Here is a 22,568-nt window from a genome sequence, read left to right on the forward strand (position 1 = left end):
CGACACGGGGTCCGGTCGGCGGGTGTCGGGCGTCCCGGCCGCAATCCCGCCACGGCGGGCGACAACGGCCGAATTCCCGGCGGGTGTCGGACCGCCGTGTTCCATCGGCGGGTGGGGCGTGGCCGCCTTCGACCGCCTTCACTCGTCGCTCGGTGTCCGCGTTCGGGCGGTGTCGGGGAGGGACGGGTCGGCGAGGAGGGCGTCCACGCTCGACGTGCCGTCCCAGGGGACATGCGTGCCGTACGCGGCGTCGAAGCGCGCGTCGCCCAGGATGTCGCGGGCCCGCGCCGTGATGCGGACCACGTCGTCCTGTTCGCCCTCGGGCAACGGGATACCGACCGAGCGGCGGGCCGCCGCAGCCGCGCCGAGCAGCCGCGCCGCGTGGTCGGCGTGGCCCCCCGACACCTGTGCGCCGGCCAGGCCCTCCAGCGCCAGCGCAACCGCCCGGGGGTCCCCGGATGCTCGGGCCGCGGACAGACCCTCGAGCTGCAACTCCAGGGCCGTCGCCGTCTCGCCCCGCAGCTCGGCGACGAACCCGAGCTCGGCCAGGATCAACGCCGGCAGGCTCGGCTCGTACCCCATCCGCCGGTGCACCTCCAGCACATTCCGCATGTGCTCCTCGGCGGCGTCCAGGTCACCCGCGCGGCGGGCCCCCATCCCGAGTCCGATCTCCGCGTACTGCTCGCCGAAGGTGTCCGCCTGCGCGACCGCGACCCGCTTGGCCCGCTCGTGGAACTCCCGGGCTCCCGGGTAGTCCCGGGTGAGCATGGCGACGCGTCCCAGGCCCGAGAGTTGGAAGGACACCTCCGGCCACAGCCCGAGGTCCTCGGCCATCCGCAGCCCCTCGCGGTGCAGCCGCCCGGCGCGTTCGTAGTCGCCCATCACCTCGGCCAGCGTCTGCAGCGGCACCATGGCCCGCAACTGCCCCCACTGGTCGCCCAGTTCCCGGAACAGCTCCAGGCTCCGCTCACCATGGCCGCGCAGCACGCCGAAGTCCCCACGCAGCTTCGCGTGGAAGGCCAGGCCGGCGAGCGCCGCGGCCGTGCCCCACCGGTCGCCGATCGATCGGAACGTCGCGAGCGCGGACTCGACCAGGTGCAGGCTCGGCGAGGAATCACCGACGCCGTACAGGTTGGACGCCACGAACCACTGTGCCCGGGCCCGGGCCGGCGGGTCGTCGACGGTTTCGTACGGCCGCAGCGCGGCGCGGTACTCGCCGACGGGGTCCGCGCTGCCGCGGAGCGCCAGCGTGACACCGCCCAGCCAGGCCGTCGCCTCGGCCACCGACCCGGCGGGGGCATCCGTATCGACCGACAGGGCCGCGGCGAGGGAGCGTTGGGCCTCGTTGTTGCGTCCACGCAGACACCAGTACCAGGCCAGCGCGTTCACCAGGCGCAGCGCGCAGTCGGCGTCCCCGGCCCGCACGGCGCCGTCCAGCGCGGAGCGCAGGTTCGCGTTCTCGATGTCCAGCCGGCGCAGCCATCGGCGCTGCTCGTGGCCGCGCAGGTGCGGCTCGGCCCGCTCGGCCAGCGCCGTGTAGTAGGCGCGGTGCCTGCGCCGGTAGACCGCGGACTCGCCGGATTCCACCAGTCGTTCCGCGGCGTACGCGGCCACCGACTCCAGCATCCGATAGCGGGGTCCTTCGGCGCCCGGGCTCTCGGTCATCACCACCAGCGAACAGTCCACCAGCCGGGCCACCAGGTCGAGCACCTCCGCCCGGTCCACGCCGTCCCCGGTGCAGAGTTCCTCCGCGGCGGCGAGCGTGCACCCGTCCGCGTGTACGGCCAGGCGCCGCAGCACCGCCTGTTCCCGGTCGCCGAGCAGGTCCCAGCTCCAGTCGATCACCGCCCGCAACGTCCGCTGCCGGGCCGGGGCGCGGCGCGCACCCACCGCCAGCAGGTGGAAACGGTCGTCCAGGCGGGCGGCCAACTCGTGTACCCCCAGCGCCCGTACCCGCGTCGCGGCCATCTCCAAGGCCAGCGGAAGGCCGTCCAGGCGCCGGCAGATCGACACCACCGCGTCCAGGGTGCTGTCGTCCAGGACGAAACGGGGTGCGGACGCGGTGGCCCGCGCCACGAACAACTCCACCGCGCCGAACCGGAGTACGTCTGCCGCGCTCAGCCCTTCGGCGGACGCAGGCTGCCGCAGCGGCGGTACCTCCCACAGCTGCTCGCCGGTGATGCCGAGCGGCACCTGGCTGGTGGCCAGGATGCGCAGGCCCGGGGCCGCCTTCAGCAGTTGTTCGGCCAACTCGGCCACGGGTTCGGCGACATGCTCGCAATTGTCGAAGATCAACAGGGCCGGCCGGTCCCCCAGCGCGTGCGCGACGCGCGCGGCCGACGACAGCGGCTCGTCCCCGGGGCGGATGGTGTCGTCCCGCACTCCGAGCACCGCACCGACCACCTCGTCGACCTCGGCCCACGCACCGGTCCGAGTGGTGGCGGATGTCGGTTCGAGCGCGGAGAACTCCGCCAGGTGGATGCCGGCGGGAAACGTCGCGCCGAGCTGCGCGGCGGTCGCCAGCGCGAGCTGCGTCTTGCCGACGCCGCCGGGGCCGGTGAGCGTCACCAGCCGGTGCGCGGCCGACAGCAGTCGCAGTTCGGCGACCGCCTCGTCGCGGCCGATCAGTGCGGCCGGCAGGGCCGGCACGTTGTTCGGCGGGCGGCTGGAAGGGGCGGCCGGCGCGGGTGGGGCGGCCGGGGCGAGGTCCTGGGTGAGGATCGCGTGGTGCAGGGCGGTCAGTTCGGGCCCCGGGTCGAGCCCCAGTTCCTCGGCCAGCCGGGTACGCAGATCCGCGTGGCTGCGCAGGGCCGCGTCCTGGCGACCGGCCAGATACAGCGCCCGCACGTGTGCGGCGCGCATCCGCTCGCGCAGCGGGTGCAGGACGACCAGGTCACTCAACTCGTCTGCGACGAGGGCGTGTTCGCCGAGTTCGAGGCGGGCTTCGGCTTGTTCCTCCAACGCGGTCAGCCGCTGCTCCTCGAGCAGGGTCGCCGCGGTGCGGGTGAACTCCTCGTCGGCGAAGTCGGCGAACGCGGGACCGCGCCACAGCGCCAGCGCGTCCGCCAGCACGGCGGCCCGGGTCCGCGGATCGGCGACCGCCCGCGCCCGCCCGAGCAGCTCCTGGAAACGGTCCGCGTCGACCGCGTCGGGTCCGACCCGCAGCTCGTACCCCGGCGGGCGCGAGACCACCAGGAGCCGTCCGCCCGGCTCGGCGTCCTCCAGCGCGCGCCGCAGTCGCCACACCTTCGTCTGCAGCGCTCCCGGGGGATCGCTCGGTGGCCTTGCCCCCCACAGGTCCTCGACGAGTCGGTCCGCGGAGACCGGGCGCCCCCGATGCACCAGGAGACACGCGAGAAGGGCGCGGGCCTTCGACTCGGGGACCTTGCTCTCCGAGCCGTCATCCGACCACACGCCGAGCGAACCCAGCACCCCGAAACGCATACGGCCAGGTTAGTCGACGGCACCCGGCGGCGGACGGGACGGCGCGGCGAGCGCCGAGCACGGGTCGGGAGCCGGCGCGGAAGGGCGGGAGCCGCGCGGTACGAGCCCGGAAGCGGACCGGCAACCGAACCACAAGCCGACCCGGACGAGCCGGACGCGCCGCGAGCCCGCCGAGCCCGAACCGAGAGCCGACCGAAAGCGGCGTGGCGTACCGAGGGACACCCAACGCGAAACGCGGATGCCGATCGAAGGAAGCCCCGGCTCCGGCGACCCCCGACTGTCCGGGAGGTGTGCAACAGTGCGCGCCATGACCTTGCGAAGCACCCCGCACGACTGGACGGAAACCGTCGCACTCTTCGAGCGGCGGGAGTTCCCCGAATCCTCGTACGGGAACCTGTACAACGAGACGTACGACGTACACGAGGGCAACGCCTCGATACCCGGCCACTTCGACCTGGACGAGGCCGAACCCACCGGCACGGGCTACGTCATCGACGGCGATCTGACCGTCGACGGCAATGTCGTCAATGTGGACGACGGCTGCCCGGCACTGATCGTGCTGGGCGATCTACGCGCCGGGAACATCTACCTCGAAGGCGACGCCAAGCTCCTGGTCCAGGGAACCGTGCACGTGGACGCCTTCATCGGCAACATGACCGACAAACTCGTCATGATCCACGGCGACCTGCGGGCGACCGTGACGGTCCTGTCCGCCGAGTTCTCCCCCGACCTCGTCGGCGGCGAACTACACGGCGGCGTGATCGCCCCCTCGTACCTCGAACTCGCCCAGGACCGCGATCCGGCCGCGCTGCTCGTCCCCGAGGTCCTGGTCACCGACGAGGACCCCGACGATGCCGACGACCGCCGCGGCTTCGACGCGCCGAGGGTACACGGCGGCCGCCTGCTGCGCCGCATCCGGAAGGGACTCCCGGTCACCCTGACCATCGAGAATCGGTGACCGCACAGTCCCGGGTCCCATAGCGCCACAAGAACCCTTTCCCTCCGCAGCCCCGCCCCCCGCACAGCGCAAAACCACCATCCGCACCCTGCCCATCTCCGGCGACAAACCCCTGGCCCCCGGTCACCCACAGGCCGGGGCAACCAGCCCCGCAGCCATGACCGAGACGGCGACACCAGACGACGACTCGGCCCGACCGAGCACCGCGATCAGCCCGGTCCCGATGAAGACCGGCTTCCGTCCGGTCGGCACGTTTACCGGAACGGGCGGCACGTTGTCCCTCGACCTGATCCTGGACCCTCCTCCCTGACCTCCCGAAGCCGAGGTCGCACGCGCAATACGCGAGCCGGCCCGGCGGGGCGGTGGCAAAAAGTCCTTGAGTCTCCAGTGAGGGGAGACGCCAGGATGAGGGACATGAACGACGTGGCCCTGCATGCGATCGGGGAAGTCGCCCGACGCACCGGACTGTCGGTGAAGACCATCCGCTTCTACTCCGACTCGGGATTGGTGCCGTTCTCGGGTCGTAGCCCCGCCGGCTACCGGCTCTACGACCTCGACGCACTGCTGCGCCTGGACCTGGTCCGCACGCTGCGGGAGTTGGGCCTGGACCTCGCCACGATCCGTCGGGTGCTGGACCGCAAGGTGTCGGTGGCGGAGGTCGCGGCGGTCCACCTCGACGCCGTCGACGTACAGATCCGGACGTTGCGGCTGCGTCGAAGTGTCCTGCGAGTCGTGGCCACCCATGGCTCCAGCCCGGAGGAGACCAACCTCATGCACAAGCTCACCCGACTGACCGCGACCGAACGCCGACGCTTGATCGACGACTTCATCGGCGCCACCTTCGGCACCGAACCCGCCTACCTCGATCTGGCGACCATGGTGCGCGCCGCCGCCCCCGACCTCCCCGACGATCCCTCTCCCGAGCAGGTTCGGGCGTGGGTCGAGCTCAACGAGCTCATCGGCGACGAGGATTTCCGCGACCGCATGCGCAAGTCGGCCGCACGCGAGGGCGACCGGGCCGATACCGGCATCTCCGACGAGGTACTGGAGGCCCTCCGCGAGCGGATCACCGCTGCGAAGGAAGCGGGCATCGACCCACTCGGCGCGGCGGCCGAACCCGTCGTCGAGGGCATCCTCCATGTGCTCGCGCGCGCGTACCCGCACGTGCCCGACGCGGAACTGCCGGCCTGGACGATCCGACACCTCGAACGGATCGATGATCCGCGCGTGGAGCGGTACTGGCGGCTGGTGTGGGTCATCAACGACTGGCACGTGCTGCCCGGTCTGCTCCCGGACTTCACCTGGCTGCTCCAGGCGCTGCGCAAGGACCGCAACCTTTGAGCGGAGGGCCGGGCGGCCCACCGGTTCGAACTCGGGTATCGGACCACCGGTGTGTTTTCCGAGCCGGGAACCGAGAAGGGGCCTCCCGTGCGGCCATGCGCGAGCGCATGCCGCGCGGGAGGGCCCCGGTTCGGCCCGGCGCCGATCACCCGTCCCCAGGACGGGTGATCGGCGGTCAGGCGCCGGCGGCCTTGGCCCGGTAGGTGGCCACGTGGACACCGGTGCCGCTGGTGACGGTGGAGACGAGGTCGAAGGCGCGCAGGGCGCCGTCGGCCGGGTAGATCGTCTTTCCGCCACCGAGCAGCACCGGCATGATCATCAGGCGGAGTTCGTCGGCGAGTCCTTCGGCGATGAGAGTACGGGCGAGCGAGGCGCTGCCGGTGACGACCAGGTCGCCGCCGTCGATCTCGCGCAGCTTCCCGATCTGCTCCAGGGCCTGGTCGCCCGGTATGCGGATGGTGTTGTTCCAGGTCAGGTCGTCGTCGGTGAGCGTATTGGTCACCACGTACTTGGTGACGTTGTTCATGTGGTCGGCGAACGGGTCGCCCGCGCGCTCCGGCCAGGCGGCTGCCATGACCTGCCAGGTGTTGCGGCCGAACAGCATGGCCCCGGTACCGGCACTCCATTCGGCCAGGGCCTTGCCCATCACCGCCGGGTCGAAGTAGGGGTGGGTCCAACCGCCGTGGGCGAAGCCGCCGTCGGTGTCCTCGTCCGGGTGGCCCGGTGCCTGTACGACACCGTCGAGGCTGACGAACTCGGCAATCACAATGCGCATTTGAGCATCTCGCTTTTTCTCGTGGTGGCGACATCGGGTAGTCGGTGCGGTGGTCACCGGGACGGGTGCCAGGGCGCGTTGGATCGCGCCGCCTCCGCAACTCGCGATCCGGGACCTTCCGTTTTCCAGCTGGGGAAACGCTAAGTTGCATTCACCGGAAGGTCAATCGACAAGACCGCCAGTTTCCACTATTTTCCCAGGTCATCGCAGGTTACATCGTTGCAATGAAATGCCGCCGAACGCAAACACTACACATCAAACGTTGCAATGACCTGTCGCTGAACGCCCCCGGGAAGGGCTGTGGCGATCAGCCCGTCGGCGCCGACTGGTTGGTGAGGAACTCGCCGGCGGGCGGGGCCAGCAGCCCGACGTTCGGGTTGTGGCTGAGCTTCGGGATCTCGATGTGCCGGGCATCGGGCAGCACCGCGGTGGCGGCCCGGGCCGCGGTACGCAGCAGCGCGTCGCTGCGCGCGCCGGAGAGCACCAGCACCGGCACCCGTACGCCCGCCCAGTCGGCGGGGTCGAGCGGCTCGCCGCGCATGTACTCGCCCATCACCGCCCAGTCGTGCGGCGTGGAGCCGGCCACCGCCGTGAGCTTGGACCACATCGGAGTGATCCGCATCAGCCCCACGAACGGGGCGGGAATGCCCATCGCCTTGGTCATGAAGTACCGCACGACCTTGCCGCGTCGGTCGGCGGCGACCAGTGCGTGCAGGGTCTCGCCCAGGTCCGCCGGCGGCACATGGCGGGTGCGGTCGACGACGAACGGCGGCTCGAAGGCAACCACCCGACCGATCCCGGGAATTCGCCCCGAGGCGGCGGCCCGCAGCGCCAGGCCCGCGCCCGAGGACCAGCCGAACAGCGCCGCCGAGCCACCCTCGGCGGCGACCACCGCGGCCAGGTCGTCGATCTCCTGCGCGACATCGTGGCGCCCCGGGGTGTCGCCGCTGTCACCACGACCGCGACGGTCGTAGTCGACGACGGTCAGCCCGTACGAAGCGACCAACAACCGCGCCAGTTCCACCATCTTCGGGAACCCCCGGTAGCTGAAGGCGCCGCCGACGAGGATCACCGTCCCCCTGCTGTCACCCGCGGGCGTGTGCCGGTCGTACACGATGGTGGTGCCGTCGGCGGAGGTGACGGTGTGCGTGGTGGCCATGGAAGCTCCCGTGTCTGTGTTCCGGCGTCTCGCGTCGCTCTCGTTCCCGCTGCGAACGCTGTGATTGATCAGACCGGGCCCACCCGGAAAACTCATCGCCATCCCGGAACTTCTTTTCGATCACCCACTGCTCACCGTGGCCGTGCAGCCCGGCGCACGGGTCGCGGTACGCCGGGTCGAGTGCATCCGGCCGCGTGCCGGCACGCCGCCCCGAGCGATGCGTTCGTCCGACGCGGGATATCGCCGTGCGCCGCCGAAGCGCCGAGTGGTAGTCCTTGAGCTGTGATCACTCCCTTTCGAGCGGCGTCCTTCCGCCGTTCCATACCCGTGGCCGTGGCCTTGCTCGTGGCCGCGGGGTGCACCTCCGGCGCCGGCGACAGGGCGTCCGACACCGCCGTCGCGAAGCCCGTTCCCACACCGGTGACGACCGCGCCGCCGGCGCCCACCCCACCGCCGGCGAAGCCCAAGGGAGCGGCGGACCCCGCGCTGCGTTCCTTCTACGAGCAGAAGATCTCGTGGCAGGCGTGCCAGGACGATCCGGCGACTCCCAAGAAGGACGAGGGCGAATTCCGGTGTGGGACCTTCAAGGTCCCGCTGGACTACACCGCTCCCGACGGCAAGTCGCTCGACATCGCCGTGATGCAACATCCGGCCGCCAAGCCCGATCAGCGGATCGGCTCGCTCGTGCTCAACCCCGGCGGCCCCGGCGGCTCCGGCCAGGACTTCGTCAAGTACGCGTTCACCGAGTTCGACGGCGTCCTGCACGACCGCTACGACGTCCTCGGCTTCGACCCGCGCGGTGTCGCCGACAGTTCGCCCGTGCGCTGCCTGGACGACAAGACCCGGGACGAGCGCAACGCCCAGGACTCGCCGCACGATCCGATCGAGCGCAAGGCGCACGGCGAGCGGAGCGGCAAGGCGTTCTCCGCCGCCTGCCAGGAAAAGTCCGGTGACCTGCTCCCGTTCGTGGGCACCCGCAATGCGGCTCGCGACATGGACGTCCTGCGCGGTGCGGTCGGTGACGACAAGCTCAACTACCTCGGCGTCTCCTACGGAACCTACCTCGGCTCGCTGTACGCCGAGGAGTTCCCCGACCGGGTGGGCCGCCTCGTCCTGGACGCCGTGGTGGACCCGGCGGCCGACAAACTCGACGCGGCCATCGACCAGACCATCGGCTTCGAGCGCTCGTTCCGCGCGTTCGCCGCGGATTGCGCCGCCCGCAAGGGCTGCCCGCTGGGCGGCAACCCGGACCGGGCCGCCGAGATCGGCGCCGACTTCCTCGACAAGTTGCAGGACAACCCCCTGCGTACCGCGAGCCAGGGCCGCAAACTCACCTCCAGTCTCGGCTGGGCGGGCGCGAAGAGCCTGTTGTACGGCAACAAGGAAACCTCGTGGAAGTACCTGCGCGAGGCATTGACCGTGGCCATGAACGGCAAGGACGGCAGCGCGCTGTTGTTCTACGCGGACAACTACCTGGGCCGGGACAAGAAGGGTCACTACGACAACGGCTCGGACTCGCGCGCGGCGATCCGCTGTGCCGACGGCGCCGCTCCCGCTCCCTCCCCCGAGGCGATCCAGCAGGTCCTGGCGAAGCTCAAGGCCGACGCACCGCTGTTCTCGAAGGACACCGTCGCATCCGACATCGAGGGTCCCGGTTGCGAGTTCTGGCCGTATCGGACGCCCGAGAAGCCGCACGTGATCCGGGCCGAGGGCGCCGCGCCGATCCTGGTCGTCGGCACGACGGGCGACCCGGCCACCCCGTACGCCGCTTCCGAGAAGCTGGCCAAGGATCTCGCGCACGCGACGCTGTTGACCCTGGAGGGCGAAGGCCACGGCGCGTTCGGCCGCAGCAAGTGCGTCGACGCGAACGTCATCGCCTACCTCGTGGACGGCAGCCTCCCGGCGGCCGGAACACGGTGCACGGACGCGAAGTAGACGAAGCGGGCGAGATCGCCCCGTCGTCGTGGCGAACCCGCCGTGACCGGAAGGCAGATCCGGTCACGGCGGGTCTCGATCGGGTGCGCTCACACTCCCGCGGCGGCCGGCCTCGGCTTCCGCGGCGCGCGGTCCGCGTGCTCGGGTATCGACTCCGCGACCGGGCGCCGCGGCCACAGCAGGTGCGCCGCGAGGGTGACCGCGAGATTGGGTGCCAGGGCGATCAACCCCGCGTCCCAACTCCCCACGTCGACATGGGCGAACGTCAGCCAGCTCAGTACGCCGATGCCCGTCGTGATGCCCAGGAGCGCGGGCATCGCGGCCTGCGGGTTGCGCCGGCGCAGCGCCATCACCGTGGCCGGCGCCAGTTGCGACAGACCGCCGTAGGTGAGCAGCAGCAGGTTGGCGAGCAGTCCCGGGCGGCCCAGCGCCAGGATCAGGGCGAGGCCGGACGCGAGCACTACGCACGCGTGGTTGACCCGGAGTCGGTTGCGCTCGCCGCGTACGGGCACCAGGTTGTGCGACACCAGGGTCGAGATGCCCATCACGATGGCCGCCGACGGCACCATCGCGGCGGCGGCCGCGGCGACCGCGACCACGCCGACGAGCCAACCGGGCATCGAGTGCCCGGCCATGGTCAGCAGCACGCCGTTGCCGGCGCTGTCCGGCGAGAGTTCGAGCACGGCCGCGAATCCCACGATCACCGGGACCGCCAAGGCGACCTGGTACAGCGGGAGCCAGATGTAGTTCTGCCGCAGGGCGCGTGCGCTGCGCGCGGAGAGCACGGGCGGCCACAGGTGCGGCATCGTGTTCAGGCCCGATCCGATCGCGCTGATCAGCAGCGCGGTGGTGTACCAGGTCTTGTCGTAGTCGCCGCCGACCGTCAGCAATGACGCGTGGCTGTCCCGGACGGTGTCGAAGATGTGCGCGAACCCGCCGGTGACCGACATCGGCACCGCGATCAGGAGCGCGACGAGCGCGACGACCATGAGCACGTCCTTGGCGTACGCCACGCGGGCGATGCCCCGGATGCCGGACCACAATACGAAGCCCGCGGTCAGGACGGTCGCGAGCACCATGCTCAGGTGGCCGCCGGCCTTGCTGCCGGTGGCCAGTTGCACGATCAGCCCCAGGCCGGTGATCTGCAACTGCAGGTACGGCAGCAGGAACACCGCGCCGACCACCGCGACCACCTTGCCCAGCAGCGGGCTGGCGAAGCGGTCGGCGAAGAAGTCGGCCTGGGTCAGGTAGCCGCGGTCGCGGCCCAGTCGCCAGGTCCGCGGGCCGATGAAGTACATCGTGACGAGGGAAATGGCGAGATAGCCGAGCGCGTAGGTGGCCGCCACGCCACCCCCGAAGGCGAGACCGGCCAGACCCAGGAAGCTGAAGGTGGTGAAGGACTCGCCGGCCTGGAGGAACCACGAGGTCATGGCCGAGAAGCGCCGGTTGCCGACGGTCCATTCGCCCAGTTCGCCCTTGGCCGGCCGACGGGCGCCGACGCCGATCGCGGCGAGTGCCACGATGCCGAGCACGGTGATGACCATGGTGCTGTTCACGACGTGATCTCCGATGCGGCTGCGGCCTTCGTGGCGGACCCGGCGCCGTCGTGCTCGAGGTCGTCCCCGTGCTCGACGTCGACCTCGTGCTCGACGTCCTCGTCGTCGTCCTCGGGGTGATCGGCGTAGCGCTCGATCGCGAACAGCGCGACGGTGCAGCCGACGGTCCACAGGACGGCCCAGACCAGTACCGAGGGCAGGCCGAGCCACAGGTGCGGGCCGTTGACGAACGGCAGGTAGGGAGTTGCGAAGAAGGCGAGCACGGGCAGCGCGGCCCATGCGGCGTGGCGTTTTCTCATCGGGGCTCCCTGGAGGGGACGGAACGCGGCGGGGACGAGGGCAGGGTCAGCCCCGGGGCGGGCGTCGGCGCCCGTGTCGGGTCGCGGCCTCGAACGCCGCGCCGATCCGCAGCGTGGTCAGGTCCGACCGCGGCGCGGTGACGATCTGCAGGCCGACCGGAAGGCCGCCGGGCGTGAATCCGGCCGGCACCGACAGCGCGGGGGCGCCGAGCAGCGTGATGTAGTACGCCGAACGCATCCAGTCGAGGTAGGTGTGCTGCGCGAGTCCGGCGACCGATTGCGGGTACTCCAGGTCGGCGTCGAAGGGCACGACCTGGCTCACCGGGGCCAGCAGCACGTCGTAGCGATCGAAGAAGTCGATGCCACGCGCGTACAGCCGACTGTGCGCGATCGTCGCGCGCGCGAGATCGTCCGGGCCGAGCCTGCGGCCCTCCTCGATGTTCCACACCAGGCTCGGTTTGAGCGCCGCGCGCGAGGAATCGAGCACGTGGCCGAGGCCGAGGTTGAACTCGTGGGCGCGCAGGGTGCGGAAGACGTCGTCGGCGCCGCGGAAGTCGGGGCTGTCCGACTCGACGTGACAACCGAGGTCCGCGAACACCGCGACCGCGTCCGCCAGGACGTCGAGCACCTCCGGGTCGACGGGCACGTCGGCGCCCAGGTCCGGTGCCCAGGCGACCCGCAGCCCTCGCGGGTCGAAGTCCAGGGGCGCCGCGAACGCCGAGCCGGGTGTCTCCAGGGCGATCGGGTCGCGTGGATCGGGCCCGGCCATCGCCGAGAGCAGCAGCGCGGTGTCGGCGACCGTGCGGGCCATCGGGCCGGCCACCGCCAGCGTCTGCCAACTGCTACCGGAGGGGGCCTGCGGGACGCGGCCCGGCGTGGGGCGCAGGCCGACGACGTTGCAGAACGACGCCGGATTGCGCAGCGAGCCGCCCATGTCGCTGCCGTCGGCGATCGGCTGCATGCCCGCCGCGAGGGCCGCGGCCGCCCCGCCGCTGCTGCCGCCCGCCGAGCGGGAGGGGTCGTACGGGTTGCGGGTGGTGCCGAAGACGGTGTTGAAGGTGTGCGAGCCGGCCGCGAACTCGGGGACGTTGGTCTTGCCGATCCGGATCGCGCCGGCCGCCGTGACCCGGGCCACCAGCGGGTCGTCGTGGTCGGGCACGTCGTCGGCGTGCAGCGGGGACCCGTGGGTGGTGCGCATGCCCCGGGTGTGGTGGGTGTCCTTGAAGGCGATCGGCAGTCCGTGCAGCGGGCCGGTGGCCTCCCGGCGGGCGAGCGCCGCGTCGGCCGCGTCGGCGGCGGCGAGGGCGCCCTCGGGGTCGAGGGTGACGATCGCGTTGATCGCGGGGTTCACCGCCGCGATGCGGTCCAGGTGTGCCTGGACGACCTCGCGGCTGGACAGCTCGCGCCGCCGGATACGGGCGGCGAGGTCGGTGGCGTCGAGGTCGGGGATGTCGTCGGTCATGGGTGTCCTGGTGCGAGCGGCGGCGGAAGCGGGAGGTGTGGGGTGGCGGCCGGAGGCGGTTCGCCTCCGGTGCGGCCGGGCCAGTCTGCGGATCGTTGACGAATTCAGTCAAGGGTTTGAGCAGCATGAACTTTTCGGCCGACGAGTAGCCGTCCGGATGTTCACGACCTTGCGCTTGTGGATCGAACAAGAAAACACACGGTCCGATCTAGACGAATTCGGCCATGCATGTTTATCTTCTGACTGTTTCAGTCAATGAACATCGCACACGTAAGGGGTCCCATGTCCGGCGATCCGTCCGGTACCCGCGGCCCGCTCGACGGCCGCCTCGTCCTCGACCTGTCCCGAGCCCTCGCCGGCCCACACGCCGCGATGATGCTCGGTGACCTCGGGGCCCGCGTGATCAAGGTCGAGCTACCCGGCGGCGGCGACGACACCCGGGGCTGGGGTCCCCCGTTCGTCGGTCCGGCGGACGCCCGCGAGTCGACCTACTTCCTGGCCTGCAACCGCAACAAGGAGTCGGTCACCGCCGACCTCAAGAGTGCCGAGGGCCGCGACCTGGTGACCCGGCTGGCCCGTCGGGCCGACGTACTGATCGAGAACTTCAGGCCCGGGGTGCTCGACCGCCTCGGCTTCACCGTCGAGCGCCTGCACGAACTCAATCCCGGCCTGGTCGTGTTGTCGATCAGCGGATTCGGCCACGACGGTCCGCACGGCGGGCGGGCCGGCTACGACCAGATCGCGCAGGGCGAGGCCGGCCTGATGAGCCTGACCGGCGAGCCCGGCGAGCCGACCAAGGTCGGTACCCCGATCGCCGATCTGCTCGCCGGGATCTTCGGCGTCTCGGGAGTACTCGCGGCGCTGCTGGAACGACAGGCCACCGGCCGGGGACGTGTGGTGCGGACCTCGCTGTTGTCCTCGATGATCGGCATCCACAGCTTCCAGGGCACCCGGTGGACCGTCGCCGGCGACCTCCCCGAGCCCACCGGCAACCAGCATCCCTCGATCGCTCCCTACGGGCTTTTCCACTGCGCCGACGGCGACATCCAACTCGCCGCCGGCAGCCCGGCGCTGTGGCGGGCCCTCGCCGCCGTCACCGGCCTGGATCCGGACGACCCGCGCTACGCCGGCAACGGCGACCGGGTCCGCCGGCGCGACGAGCTGGCGGCCGAACTGACGGCGGTCTTCGCCGGCGCGAGCGCCGCCGACTGGCTTGCCCGGCTCGACGCGGCCGGGGTGCCCGCGGGGAAGGTGCGCGGCATCGACGAGGTGTACGCGTGGGAGCAGACCCGGCAGCAGGGCCTGGTCGTCGAGGTGGAGCACCCCACGCTCGGAGCGATCGAACTGCCCGGACCGCCCTGGCGCTTCGACGACGGGGGGCGCCGCGAGCACACCGCGCCGCCCACCCTCGGCCAACACGACGCGAGCGTGCGGGCGTGGCTGGACGCGCGGGACGCCGAGGACGAACACCCCTCGGACGCGCACCCCTGCGACCCGTCCCGGGCCGCCGACGACGCGCATCGCGACGCGGGGCACGTCGTCGCGGCCGACGTGCACCGAGCCCCGCGCACCAACGTGGGGACGCGCCGATGACACCCGCCGCCGCGACCCGCGGTCGGCCCACCGCCCTCGACTTCGCCACCGACCTGCTCGACCCCGACAGCTTCCGCTCCTGGGACGAACCGATCCCGCCGAACGCCGCCCCGGGCCCGTACGCCGATGCCCTCGCGCACGCCCGCGCGCGCAGCGGGAGCGACGAGTCGGTACGAACCGGCGAGGGGCGCATCGCCGGGCACCGGATCGCCGTGCTCCTCGGCGAATTCGGCTTTCTGGCCGGATCGATCGGGGACGCCGCCGCGAACCGCCTGGTGGCGGCCATCCGTCGGGCCGGCGCCGAACGACTGCCGCTGTTCGCCTCACCGGTCTCGGGCGGCACCCGGATGCAAGAGGGCACGCCTGCGTTCGTGCGGATGATCGACATCACCGCGGCGATCGTCGCGCACAAGGCCGCGGGCCTGCCCTACCTGGTCCACCTGCGCCACCCCACCACCGGCGGGGCGTTCGCATCCTGGGGCTCGCTCGGACACGTCACGACCGCCGAGCCCGGGGCGCTGATCGGGTTCCTGGGGCCGCGCGTGTACGAGGCGCTGCACGGCGCACCGTTCCCGGAGCATGTGCAGCGGGCGGAGAACCTGTACCGCAGGGGCGTCCTGGACGCGGTGGCGACCACACCCGAACTGCGCCGCCGCACGGCGCGGACGCTCGACCTGCTGTCCGGGGAACGAGCCACCACCACGGCACGAACCACTTCGGCGCACTCGGGCTCGGGGCCGGATCCCGGCGCGGCGCCCGCGGACCGGTACGGGAGTCCCGTCCAGGCGCCCCCGAACCAGCGTCCTCGTCCGGCCCGCGCGCCACACGGCGTCTGGCGGTCCGTCGTCCGGACCCGCCGGGCGGACCGTGTCGGGCTCGCCGACCTGCTGCGCCGCGCCGAAACGCTCGTACCGCTGTCGGGGACCGGGGCCGGCGAGCGCGACGACGCGATGCGGATCGCCCTCGCCCGGATCGGCGGTACGGCCTGTGTCGTGGTCGGCCACGATCGTGAACGGGCGGCCGTGGGCGGCCCCGTGGGACCGGGCGGCCTGCGCACCGCGCGGCGCGGGATGCGGCTGGCCGCCGAACTGGGCCTGCCGCTGCTGACCGTGATCGACACCGCCGGCGCCGCGCTGACCCCGGCCGCCGAGGAGGGAGCCCTGGCCGGCGAGATCGCCCGCTGTGTGGCCGACCTCGGGTCCTCCCCCGTGCCGACCGTCGGTCTGCTGCTGGGCGAGGGTGCGGGCGGCGCCGCGCTGGCGCTGATACCGGCGGTGCGCCGGATCGCGGCCGAACACGCGTGGCTGGCCCCGCTACCGCCCGAGGGCGCGTCGGCGATCGTGCATCGCGACACCACCCGGGCCGCCGAACTCGCCGACGAACAACGAATCGGCGCCCGGGCCCTGCTGGCAGCCGGAATCGTGCATCGCGTCGTCGCGGAAATCGCCGGAGCCCCCGGAGTCGCGGAAATCGCCGGAGCCGCCGGAGTCGCCGAGGTCGCGGAACCCGGGTCGCTCGCGCCGGGCGACTTCCTCGACCGACTCGGCACGGCGATCGCCGAGGAGTTCGCCCAGGCCCGAGCGGCCCGCTGAACCCGGCCGTACCGCCTGCGAGTCAGCCGACGCCGGCCCCGCGCCCGGCCCCGACCCCGACCCGCGCACCGAGCAGTTCGCGCAATCGTGGGGTCGGGGTCGCGCTGCGCATCAGGGGTTCGACCACGAGGTGCGACTGCACCGCCTCCACGCGCCGCACCCACGGCGAGGTGGTCAGGAACTCGTGCAGCGCCTGCTTCGACGGCTGCACGACGTCGACCAGGATCTGGTACTCCCCCATCACCACCGCCGCGTAGCGCACCAACGGCGAGTCGAGGAGCAGCCGACCCACCGCCTCGACGTCGTCGGGCCGGGTGCGGATCCACAACATGGCCTCCACCGGGAAGCCGAGCAGGGCCGGTTCGGTCGAGGCACGGATGCTCACCATGCCGGAACGGGTGAGCGCCTCCACCCGGCGGCGCGCGGTGGCCTCGGAGACACCCGCGATGGCGGCGAGTTCCTCGTGCGTTCGCCGGCCGTCCTCGGCGAGCGCGTGCAGAATGCTCCACTCCTCCGGGCCGACGTCGGCGTCCGCCGGCTCGACGTGCTCGGTCGGCGTGGGAAACCGCGCGAGCGCACTCGCCTCGTCCGGGGCGAGGATGTCCGGCTGCCATTCGTGCACGGTGCGGAAGTACCGCAGCACCGGCGCGACCTGTTGGGAGACCAGGCCGGGCAGGGTGGGCAGTTCCTCCAACATCAAACGCGCGAGCCGATCGGGCGGACACTGCACCTCGGCCACGCAGTCCACCGAGCCGGCCAGCACGTACGCGAACACGGTGCCGCTGCCGGACGCCGCGGCGATGGCCGCCTCGCGGACCTGCCCCGGCCGGCAGTTCAGCCGCACGATCACCGTGTCACCGCCGGCGACGAGGCCCGTCACGGTCACCGATCGGGTCTCCAGCAGGCGCAGCCCTCGGCGCGCCACGGTGCGCTCGGGTTCGCCGAGGGCGGTCGCGATCCGACGCCAGGAGGCGCGGCCGTCGACCTGGAGGGCGGCGATGATACGGCGGTCAAGGGCGTCCACGCCCGCGTCGACTGGGGTCACCGGAAACACGGTACCCACCGACCCTGCCGACCCGGGACCGCCCCACCGGGGCGACCCGTGCGAGGCCGGTATCGGCCGACCGGCCATCCGTCGGGGCGGGGAGATGCGCGGAGCCGCGCGGGGCGCCCGACCGGAAACCTTCGGCCGAGCGCCCCGCGTCGATCACCCGCTCAATCCCTCACCCGCGCACCCGCTCACCCGCCGCTCGACCGCAGCGGCCGGAAGAAGGACCGCAGGTCGGCGACGACCTGGTCGGGTTCCTCGTGCGCCATGAAGTGGCCGCCGCGCTCCGGGATGTGCCAGTGGCGCAGGTCGGTGTGCACACGTTCGGCGAGGCTGCGCGGGTAGTTGCGGAAGGCGGGCTCATTGCTCAGGGTGATCGCCGCCGGGGCGGTAATCGGCGGGACGGGAGTGTTCTTCGGGTAGTCGTAGTACTGACGGAACGACGAGCCGATGCTCCCGGTGGCCCAGTACAGGGTCGCCACCGTCAGCAGCGTGTCCCGGTCCCAGCGGGTCTCCAGGTCCCCGCCGCAGTCGCTCCAGTCCCGGTATTTGTCGGCGATCCAGGCCAACAGCCCGGCCGGTGAGTCGGCCAGGGCGGCGGCGATCGTGTCCGGCCTGGTCCACATGATCTCGCTGTAGCCCTGATCACCCTGGTCGTACGCGTCCAGCGCGTCCAGGAACGCCTGTTCGTCGGCAGTCGGCGGGACGGTCCCGAAGTCGGCGGAGATCACGGCCGAGGTCAGGTGCACGCCGGCGACCTCCTTCGGGTACAGCGCGCCGAGCCACTGGGTGACGCCACCGCCGATGTCCCCGCCGAACGCGCCGAAGCGCGGGTAGCCGAGCGTCTCGGTCATCAACTCGTGCCAGATCTCGGCGACGCCGCGACGGGTGAACGGCCCCCGGGGCAACTCGGAGAACAGGAAGCCGGGCAGGGAGGGGATCACCACGTCGAACGCGTCGGCGGGGTCGCCGCCGTAGGCCGCCGGATCGGTCAGCGGCCCGGCCACGCGCAACATCTCCACAAAGCTGCTGGGCCAGCCGTGTGTGAGAATCAGCGGCATCGCCGCCGGTGCCCCCTCCGCCCGCCTGGCCTTGAGGTGCACGAAGTGCACACGCTTTCCGGCCACTTGGGCGGTGTACTGGGGATGGGCGTTCAGTGCCGTCTCGGCCGCGCGCCAGTCGAAGTCGTCGGCCCAGTAGGCGACCAGGTCGCGCAATTGCCCGGGGTCGACACCGGCGGCCCAGCGGGTGGAGTCGGAGGCGGTGGTGAACAGGGTACGGCGCAGACGGGTCCGCAGGTCGTGCAGGACGTCGTCGGACACGGAGATCCGGAAGGTCTCGACTGTCATGGTTCCTTCGTTTCGAGAGCGCGCTCACGCGCGGGGCACTCCCGAATGCGTCATACGGACGCGGCGAACGGGAGGGCCCGGTTCATACCGACACATGCCATGCGGTTGTTCATCGGGCTCACCTCCTCGTGTTGGTTGCGCGCGTCGCGCAACGGGCTCGATGGTACACACTTTCGCGTCGTCGCGGGCATCCGGCACGCCGCCCGCCGCCCGCCGACAACGGGCGGGCGGCGGGCCCGCGCCGACGGGCCGGCTCGACGCGTCAACTCACCGCAGGAGCAGGCGAGACACTCCAGAACTCGGCGTAGCGACCCCCGTGGCGCAGCAGTTCGTCGTGGCTGCCGGATTCGACGATCCGGCCCGCGTCCAGGAAGACGATGCGATCGGCGCGTTGCACGGTTCGCATCCGGTGCGCCACCATCACCACCGTCCGGCCCGCCATCAGGCGTTCGATGCCGTCGTGGACTGCGGCCTCGTTCACCGGGTCCAGCGCCGAGGTCACCTCGTCCAGCAGCACGATCGGCGCGTTCTTGAGCAGTGCGCGCGCGATCGAGACGCGCTGGCGCTCGCCGCCGGACAACAGCGCTCCACCCTCGCCGACGTGCGTCGCCCATCCGCCGGGCAGTCGCTCGATCACCTCGTCCAGCCGGGCCGCGGTCGCCGCCGCCCGCACCTCCGCGTCGTCGGCGTCCGGACGGCCCAGGCGTACGTTCTCCTCGATCGTGCCGTCGAAGAGATAGACGTCCTGGAAGACGATGGCGAACCGCTCCATCAACACGCGCGGATCGATCGCGCGCACGTCCACCCCGCCCACCCGCACCGCGCCCGCGTCCACGTCGTGGAACCGTGCGAGCAGCCGGAGCAGGGTGCTCTTGCCTGATCCCGACGGTCCGACGACGGCCAGTCGTTGTCCCTCCGGCACGGACAACGACACGTCGTCGATCACCGTACGGTCGCCGTGTCGAAAGACCGTGGACTCGAACTCCAGGCCGTGGCCCACCGGTTGCATCGGTTCGGAGGCTTCCGGCAGCGGCTCGGCGCGCAGCACCGCATCGAGGCCCGCCAGCACGGAACGCGCGCCGCGGAGTTTGCCGGCGATGTCCGTCAGCGACAGCAACGGATCCGCGCAGCGGGCCGCCAACACCAGGATCGTCAGGACCTCCGCCGCGCCGACGTCCCCTTCGAGCGCGAGGTAGGCGCCCAGGACCAGCAGCACGGTGAACATCGCCTGCACCACGAGTGTCAGTCCCACCACGCCGGGCAGCGCCGACAGCGTGGAACGGCGGGACGTGCGCCGCACCTCCCGCAACGAGTCGTCGAGCAGCCGGAAGCGTTCGACGGTCCGGCCGCCGGCCCGCAACACCGGCTGGGCCTGGAGGTATTCGATCACCCGCCCGGTGGCCTCGTGGTCGCGTTCGGTGCGCTCCGCGTCGGCGGCGGCCATCGAGCGTGCGGTCCGGATCTGGATCGCCGCCACGATCGGTGCGGCGGCCAACGCGGCCAGCCCCATCTGCCAGTTGAAGGCGAGCATCACGACCGCGATGGTCAGTGGGGTCACGCAGGCGGAGACGAGCGGTGCCAGCAGATGCGCGATCACGCCCATGGCCTCCAGGACGCCCCGACTGGCCAGCGTGGACACCTCCCCGACGCGGCTCGCGCTGTACCAGCCGATCGGCAACCGGGCCATGTGATCGCCGAGTCGGTGGTACGTGCCCCGCAACACCGTGGTCCCGATCCGGAATCCGGACAGGTCGCCGCTGTAGCGCAGCACCGCGTAGACCGCGACCGCGCCCCCGAACGCGATCAACCAGGGCCAGGCGTCCTCGGGTGTGCTGCCGAACAACGCCCGCAGCACCGGGACCAGCAGTGCGTACGACAGGCCCTCGGCCAGCGCGGCCGTCGTCATCAGCGCCACGGTGCGGCGCATCGGCCGGGCGTGCTCGTTGCCCAGCACACGCAGCAACATTCGGATCATCGGGACTCGTCTCCTTGCGCCGCGTTTTCGGGGGTGCCCCCCTCGTCGGCGACAGCCGATCGGTGGGTGTGCCAGAACGCGGCGAACTTTCCGTCCTGCGCCAAGAGTTCGGTGGGGCTGCCGCGTTCGACGATCGAACCGTTCTCCAGCATCACGACGGTGTCGGCGTCCGCGATCGTCTCCAGGCGATGCGCGATGACCAGCATGGTGCGATCGCTGCCCGGCGTCGCCAGGGCTCGGCGCACCGCGTGTTCGGTCTGCGGGTCGACGAACGCGGTCGCCTCGTCCAGCACCAGCACGGGTGTATCGGCCAGCAGGGCGCGGGCGATCGAGATCCGCTGCGCCTCGCCTCCCGACAGTCCGACGTCCGCACCGATCACCGAGTCGTATCCGCGCGGCAGTTCGAGGATGCGATCGTGAATGTTCGCGAGTCGGGCGGCACGCACGACGTCGTCCGGGTCGGCCTGCGGTACGGCGAGCGCGATGTTCTCCGCGACGGACGCGCGCAACAGGCGGACGTCCTGGAAGACGAAGGAGACCATCCGGTAGAGCTCCCGGCTGTCGAGCTCGCGCAGATCGACGCCGCCCAGGGCGACCGATCCGTGGGTCGGGTCGAAGAATCGCGGCAACAACTGGACCAGCGTGGACTTTCCGCTTCCCGACGGCCCGACGATCGCGGTGACCGTTCCCGGTTCGAGCACCAGGTCGATCCCGCGCAGCACCTCGTGCTCGGCTTCATAGCCGAATCGCACGTCGCGCAGTTCCACCCGGTGGCCGCGTGGTGCGACCGGGTGATCGGGCTCCGGTAGCACCGGCGCGTCGAGGACGTCCCGGATCCGGCCGACCGCGCGCCCGGCGGCCTGCATGTCGTCGAAGCCGTGGCCGAGAGCCGCCACCGGCGCGGTCAGGCCCAGTCCGAGCAGCAGGAAGGGCAGCAGATCGGCCGGGTCCATGCCGCCGTTCGTGATCAGCGCCGCGCCGCCGACGAGCACGACCAGCAGCACGAACGGCGGCGACAACACCAGCTGCATCGCGGCGGCGATCCGGGACAGCCCCTGCACCCAGCGGTGGAAGGTGTCGACGAAGTCGTCCGCGGCGGTGCGGAACTTGCGGTGGGCGCGCCCGGATCCGCCGAACGCCTTGACCACCGAGATGCCCTGCACGAACTCGACGACGGAACTGGAGATCCGCCCCATGGCCGCGTCGAACTCCTGCTGCTCGCCCAGCCGGGTCGGCGTCATCATCAACGGGACCATCGCCACGGCGAGCGCCACCGGGATCAACGTGATCAGCGTGAGTCGCCAGTCGATGGTGAACAGGTAGATCAGCGACGCGAGCGGCACCACGAACGCGGAGACGAGTTCGCCGGGGGCGTGCGCGATGAAGGGGTGCACGGCGCTCACGTCCTCCCCCACCACCTTGGCCAGTTCGCCGGTTCGCCGCCGGGAGAACCAACCGATCGGAACGCGCCCCAACCGTGCGGCCAGTTCCCGACGGAACATCAGCTGCACCCCGCCGTCGAGGATGTGCCCGATCCCCGACGACGCCGCCGTGAACACCAGCCGGACCAACATGCCGCCGGCGCCCGCGATCACGACCATCCGGACGTGATCACGATCGGTCGGGCCGGGCGACAGCAGGGAGCGGCCCAACTCGACGACCGCCAGCAGCGGCGCCAAACCCGCGAGCGCGCCGACGACCTGCAGGACGACAACGGCGGCGAAGCTCCATCCGTACGGGCGCAACAACCGCACCAGGCTCTTCCCCGCCGCCGCATCGGCCTCCGGCGGGGATGGCGGGGATGGCGGCAGGGCCGCCGGCGGCGGTATGGACTGCGCCTCCGCCTGGGCGAGGTCGGTGGCCTTCATCGCTCTCCCGTCTGCGCCGTCATCGCGGACTCCGGTCCAGGGCGCGGCCCGATCGACTTTCCGAACATGTTCCGAAAGTAGCATCGAGCCTCTCCCGTGTCGACCACGAGACCCGAGCCCACCCCGACGGCACGAGGAAGGAGGGGCGAGGCGCGTCCGCGCAACCGGCGCGCCGGCCGACCCCGGAACCCGCCGACGCACGGACCCTCGCGGC

The 22,568-nt window shown here is 71.7% G+C and carries 16 protein-coding genes; 6 read left to right on the top strand and 10 right to left on the bottom strand.

Features of this window, described 5'->3' with window-relative positions; all coding sequences use genetic code 11:
- Positions 1–138: 138 nt before the first annotated feature.
- Positions 139–3,444, bottom strand: a complete 3,306-nt coding sequence (locus ACIBSV_RS33130; RefSeq protein WP_395869655.1) for a BTAD domain-containing putative transcriptional regulator — start codon at positions 3,442–3,444, stop codon at positions 139–141.
- Positions 3,445–3,751: 307 nt separating this feature from the next.
- Here ACIBSV_RS33130 and ACIBSV_RS33135 point away from each other — a divergent pair, with 307 nt between their 5' ends.
- From ACIBSV_RS33135 to ACIBSV_RS33145, 3 genes are all read left to right on the top strand, one after another.
- Entirely contained in the window at positions 3,752–4,402 is a 651-nt protein-coding gene (locus ACIBSV_RS33135; RefSeq protein ID WP_395869657.1) for a hypothetical protein, read from the top strand.
- A gap of 157 nt (positions 4,403–4,559) precedes the next feature.
- Positions 4,560–4,712, top strand: coding sequence for a hypothetical protein (locus ACIBSV_RS33140; protein WP_395869659.1), 153 nt, complete (start codon positions 4,560–4,562; stop codon positions 4,710–4,712).
- A gap of 104 nt (positions 4,713–4,816) precedes the next feature.
- On the top strand, positions 4,817–5,743 hold the full coding sequence (locus ACIBSV_RS33145) for a MerR family transcriptional regulator (RefSeq protein ID WP_395869661.1): 927 nt from the start codon (positions 4,817–4,819) through the stop codon (positions 5,741–5,743).
- Between the two features lie 175 nt (positions 5,744–5,918).
- Here ACIBSV_RS33145 and ACIBSV_RS33150 read toward each other — a convergent pair whose 3' ends face one another.
- Together ACIBSV_RS33150 and ACIBSV_RS33155 are read right to left on the bottom strand one after the other, a co-directional pair.
- Positions 5,919–6,518, bottom strand: coding sequence for a dihydrofolate reductase family protein (locus tag ACIBSV_RS33150; RefSeq protein ID WP_395869663.1), 600 nt, complete (start codon positions 6,516–6,518; stop codon positions 5,919–5,921).
- A 307-nt stretch (positions 6,519–6,825) separates the two neighbouring features.
- On the bottom strand, positions 6,826–7,677 hold the full coding sequence (locus ACIBSV_RS33155; protein ID WP_395869665.1) for an alpha/beta fold hydrolase: 852 nt from the start codon (positions 7,675–7,677) through the stop codon (positions 6,826–6,828).
- Between the two features lie 333 nt (positions 7,678–8,010).
- On the opposite strand from ACIBSV_RS33155, the gene ACIBSV_RS33160 reads away from it, so the two are divergent.
- Positions 8,011–9,612 (top strand): alpha/beta hydrolase, encoded by a 1,602-nt coding sequence (locus ACIBSV_RS33160; RefSeq protein WP_395869667.1) that lies wholly within the window; start codon positions 8,011–8,013, stop codon positions 9,610–9,612.
- 89 nt (positions 9,613–9,701) lie between these two features.
- Here the strand turns inward: ACIBSV_RS33160 and ACIBSV_RS33165 are convergent, their stop codons facing one another.
- Genes ACIBSV_RS33165 through ACIBSV_RS33175 form a run of 3 tightly spaced genes read right to left on the bottom strand, consistent with a single transcriptional unit; the run spans position 9,702 to position 12,929 of the window.
- Positions 9,702–11,168, bottom strand: coding sequence for a sodium:solute symporter (locus ACIBSV_RS33165; RefSeq protein ID WP_395869669.1), 1,467 nt, complete (start codon positions 11,166–11,168; stop codon positions 9,702–9,704).
- Complete coding sequence (locus ACIBSV_RS33170) at positions 11,165–11,467, bottom strand: hypothetical protein (protein ID WP_395869671.1); 303 nt, start codon at positions 11,465–11,467, stop codon at positions 11,165–11,167. The genes ACIBSV_RS33165 and ACIBSV_RS33170 overlap by 4 nt, the downstream gene beginning before the upstream one ends.
- Before the next feature lie 46 nt (positions 11,468–11,513).
- A complete protein-coding gene (locus tag ACIBSV_RS33175) occupies positions 11,514–12,929 on the bottom strand; it encodes an amidase (RefSeq protein WP_395869673.1) in 1,416 nt (471 codons plus the stop codon).
- A gap of 282 nt (positions 12,930–13,211) precedes the next feature.
- Here ACIBSV_RS33175 and ACIBSV_RS33180 point away from each other — a divergent pair, with 282 nt between their 5' ends.
- Together ACIBSV_RS33180 and ACIBSV_RS33185 are read left to right on the top strand one after the other, a co-directional pair.
- Positions 13,212–14,522: a CaiB/BaiF CoA transferase family protein gene (locus ACIBSV_RS33180; RefSeq protein WP_395869675.1), complete on the top strand. Its 1,311-nt coding sequence runs from the start codon at positions 13,212–13,214 to the stop codon at positions 14,520–14,522.
- Positions 14,519–16,114 carry a carboxyl transferase domain-containing protein gene (locus tag ACIBSV_RS33185; RefSeq protein WP_395869677.1) on the top strand — a complete coding sequence of 532 codons (1,596 nt, stop codon included), beginning with the start codon at positions 14,519–14,521 and terminating at the stop codon, positions 16,112–16,114. The genes ACIBSV_RS33180 and ACIBSV_RS33185 overlap by 4 nt, the downstream gene beginning before the upstream one ends.
- A gap of 22 nt (positions 16,115–16,136) precedes the next feature.
- On the opposite strand, the gene ACIBSV_RS33190 is transcribed toward ACIBSV_RS33185, so the two are convergent.
- The 4 genes from ACIBSV_RS33190 to ACIBSV_RS33205 form a co-directional block, all read right to left on the bottom strand.
- Positions 16,137–17,159 (bottom strand): Lrp/AsnC family transcriptional regulator, encoded by a 1,023-nt coding sequence (locus ACIBSV_RS33190; RefSeq protein WP_395869679.1) that lies wholly within the window; start codon positions 17,157–17,159, stop codon positions 16,137–16,139.
- Between the two features lie 194 nt (positions 17,160–17,353).
- Positions 17,354–18,511 carry an epoxide hydrolase family protein gene (locus ACIBSV_RS33195; protein WP_395869681.1) on the bottom strand — a complete coding sequence of 386 codons (1,158 nt, stop codon included), beginning with the start codon at positions 18,509–18,511 and terminating at the stop codon, positions 17,354–17,356.
- Positions 18,512–18,773: 262 nt separating this feature from the next.
- The gene (locus tag ACIBSV_RS33200; protein WP_395869684.1) at positions 18,774–20,486 is read right to left on the bottom strand and encodes an ABC transporter ATP-binding protein; all 1,713 of its coding nucleotides are present in this window, start codon (positions 20,484–20,486) and stop codon (positions 18,774–18,776) included.
- Positions 20,483–22,243 (bottom strand): ABC transporter ATP-binding protein, encoded by a 1,761-nt coding sequence (locus ACIBSV_RS33205; RefSeq protein WP_395869999.1) that lies wholly within the window; start codon positions 22,241–22,243, stop codon positions 20,483–20,485. The genes ACIBSV_RS33200 and ACIBSV_RS33205 overlap by 4 nt, the downstream gene beginning before the upstream one ends.
- Positions 22,244–22,568: the final 325 nt, after the last annotated feature.

It is taken from the genome of Embleya sp. NPDC050154, assembly GCF_044460165.1.
In the GTDB taxonomy this organism is placed as follows: Bacteria; Actinomycetota; Actinomycetes; order Streptomycetales; family Streptomycetaceae; genus Embleya.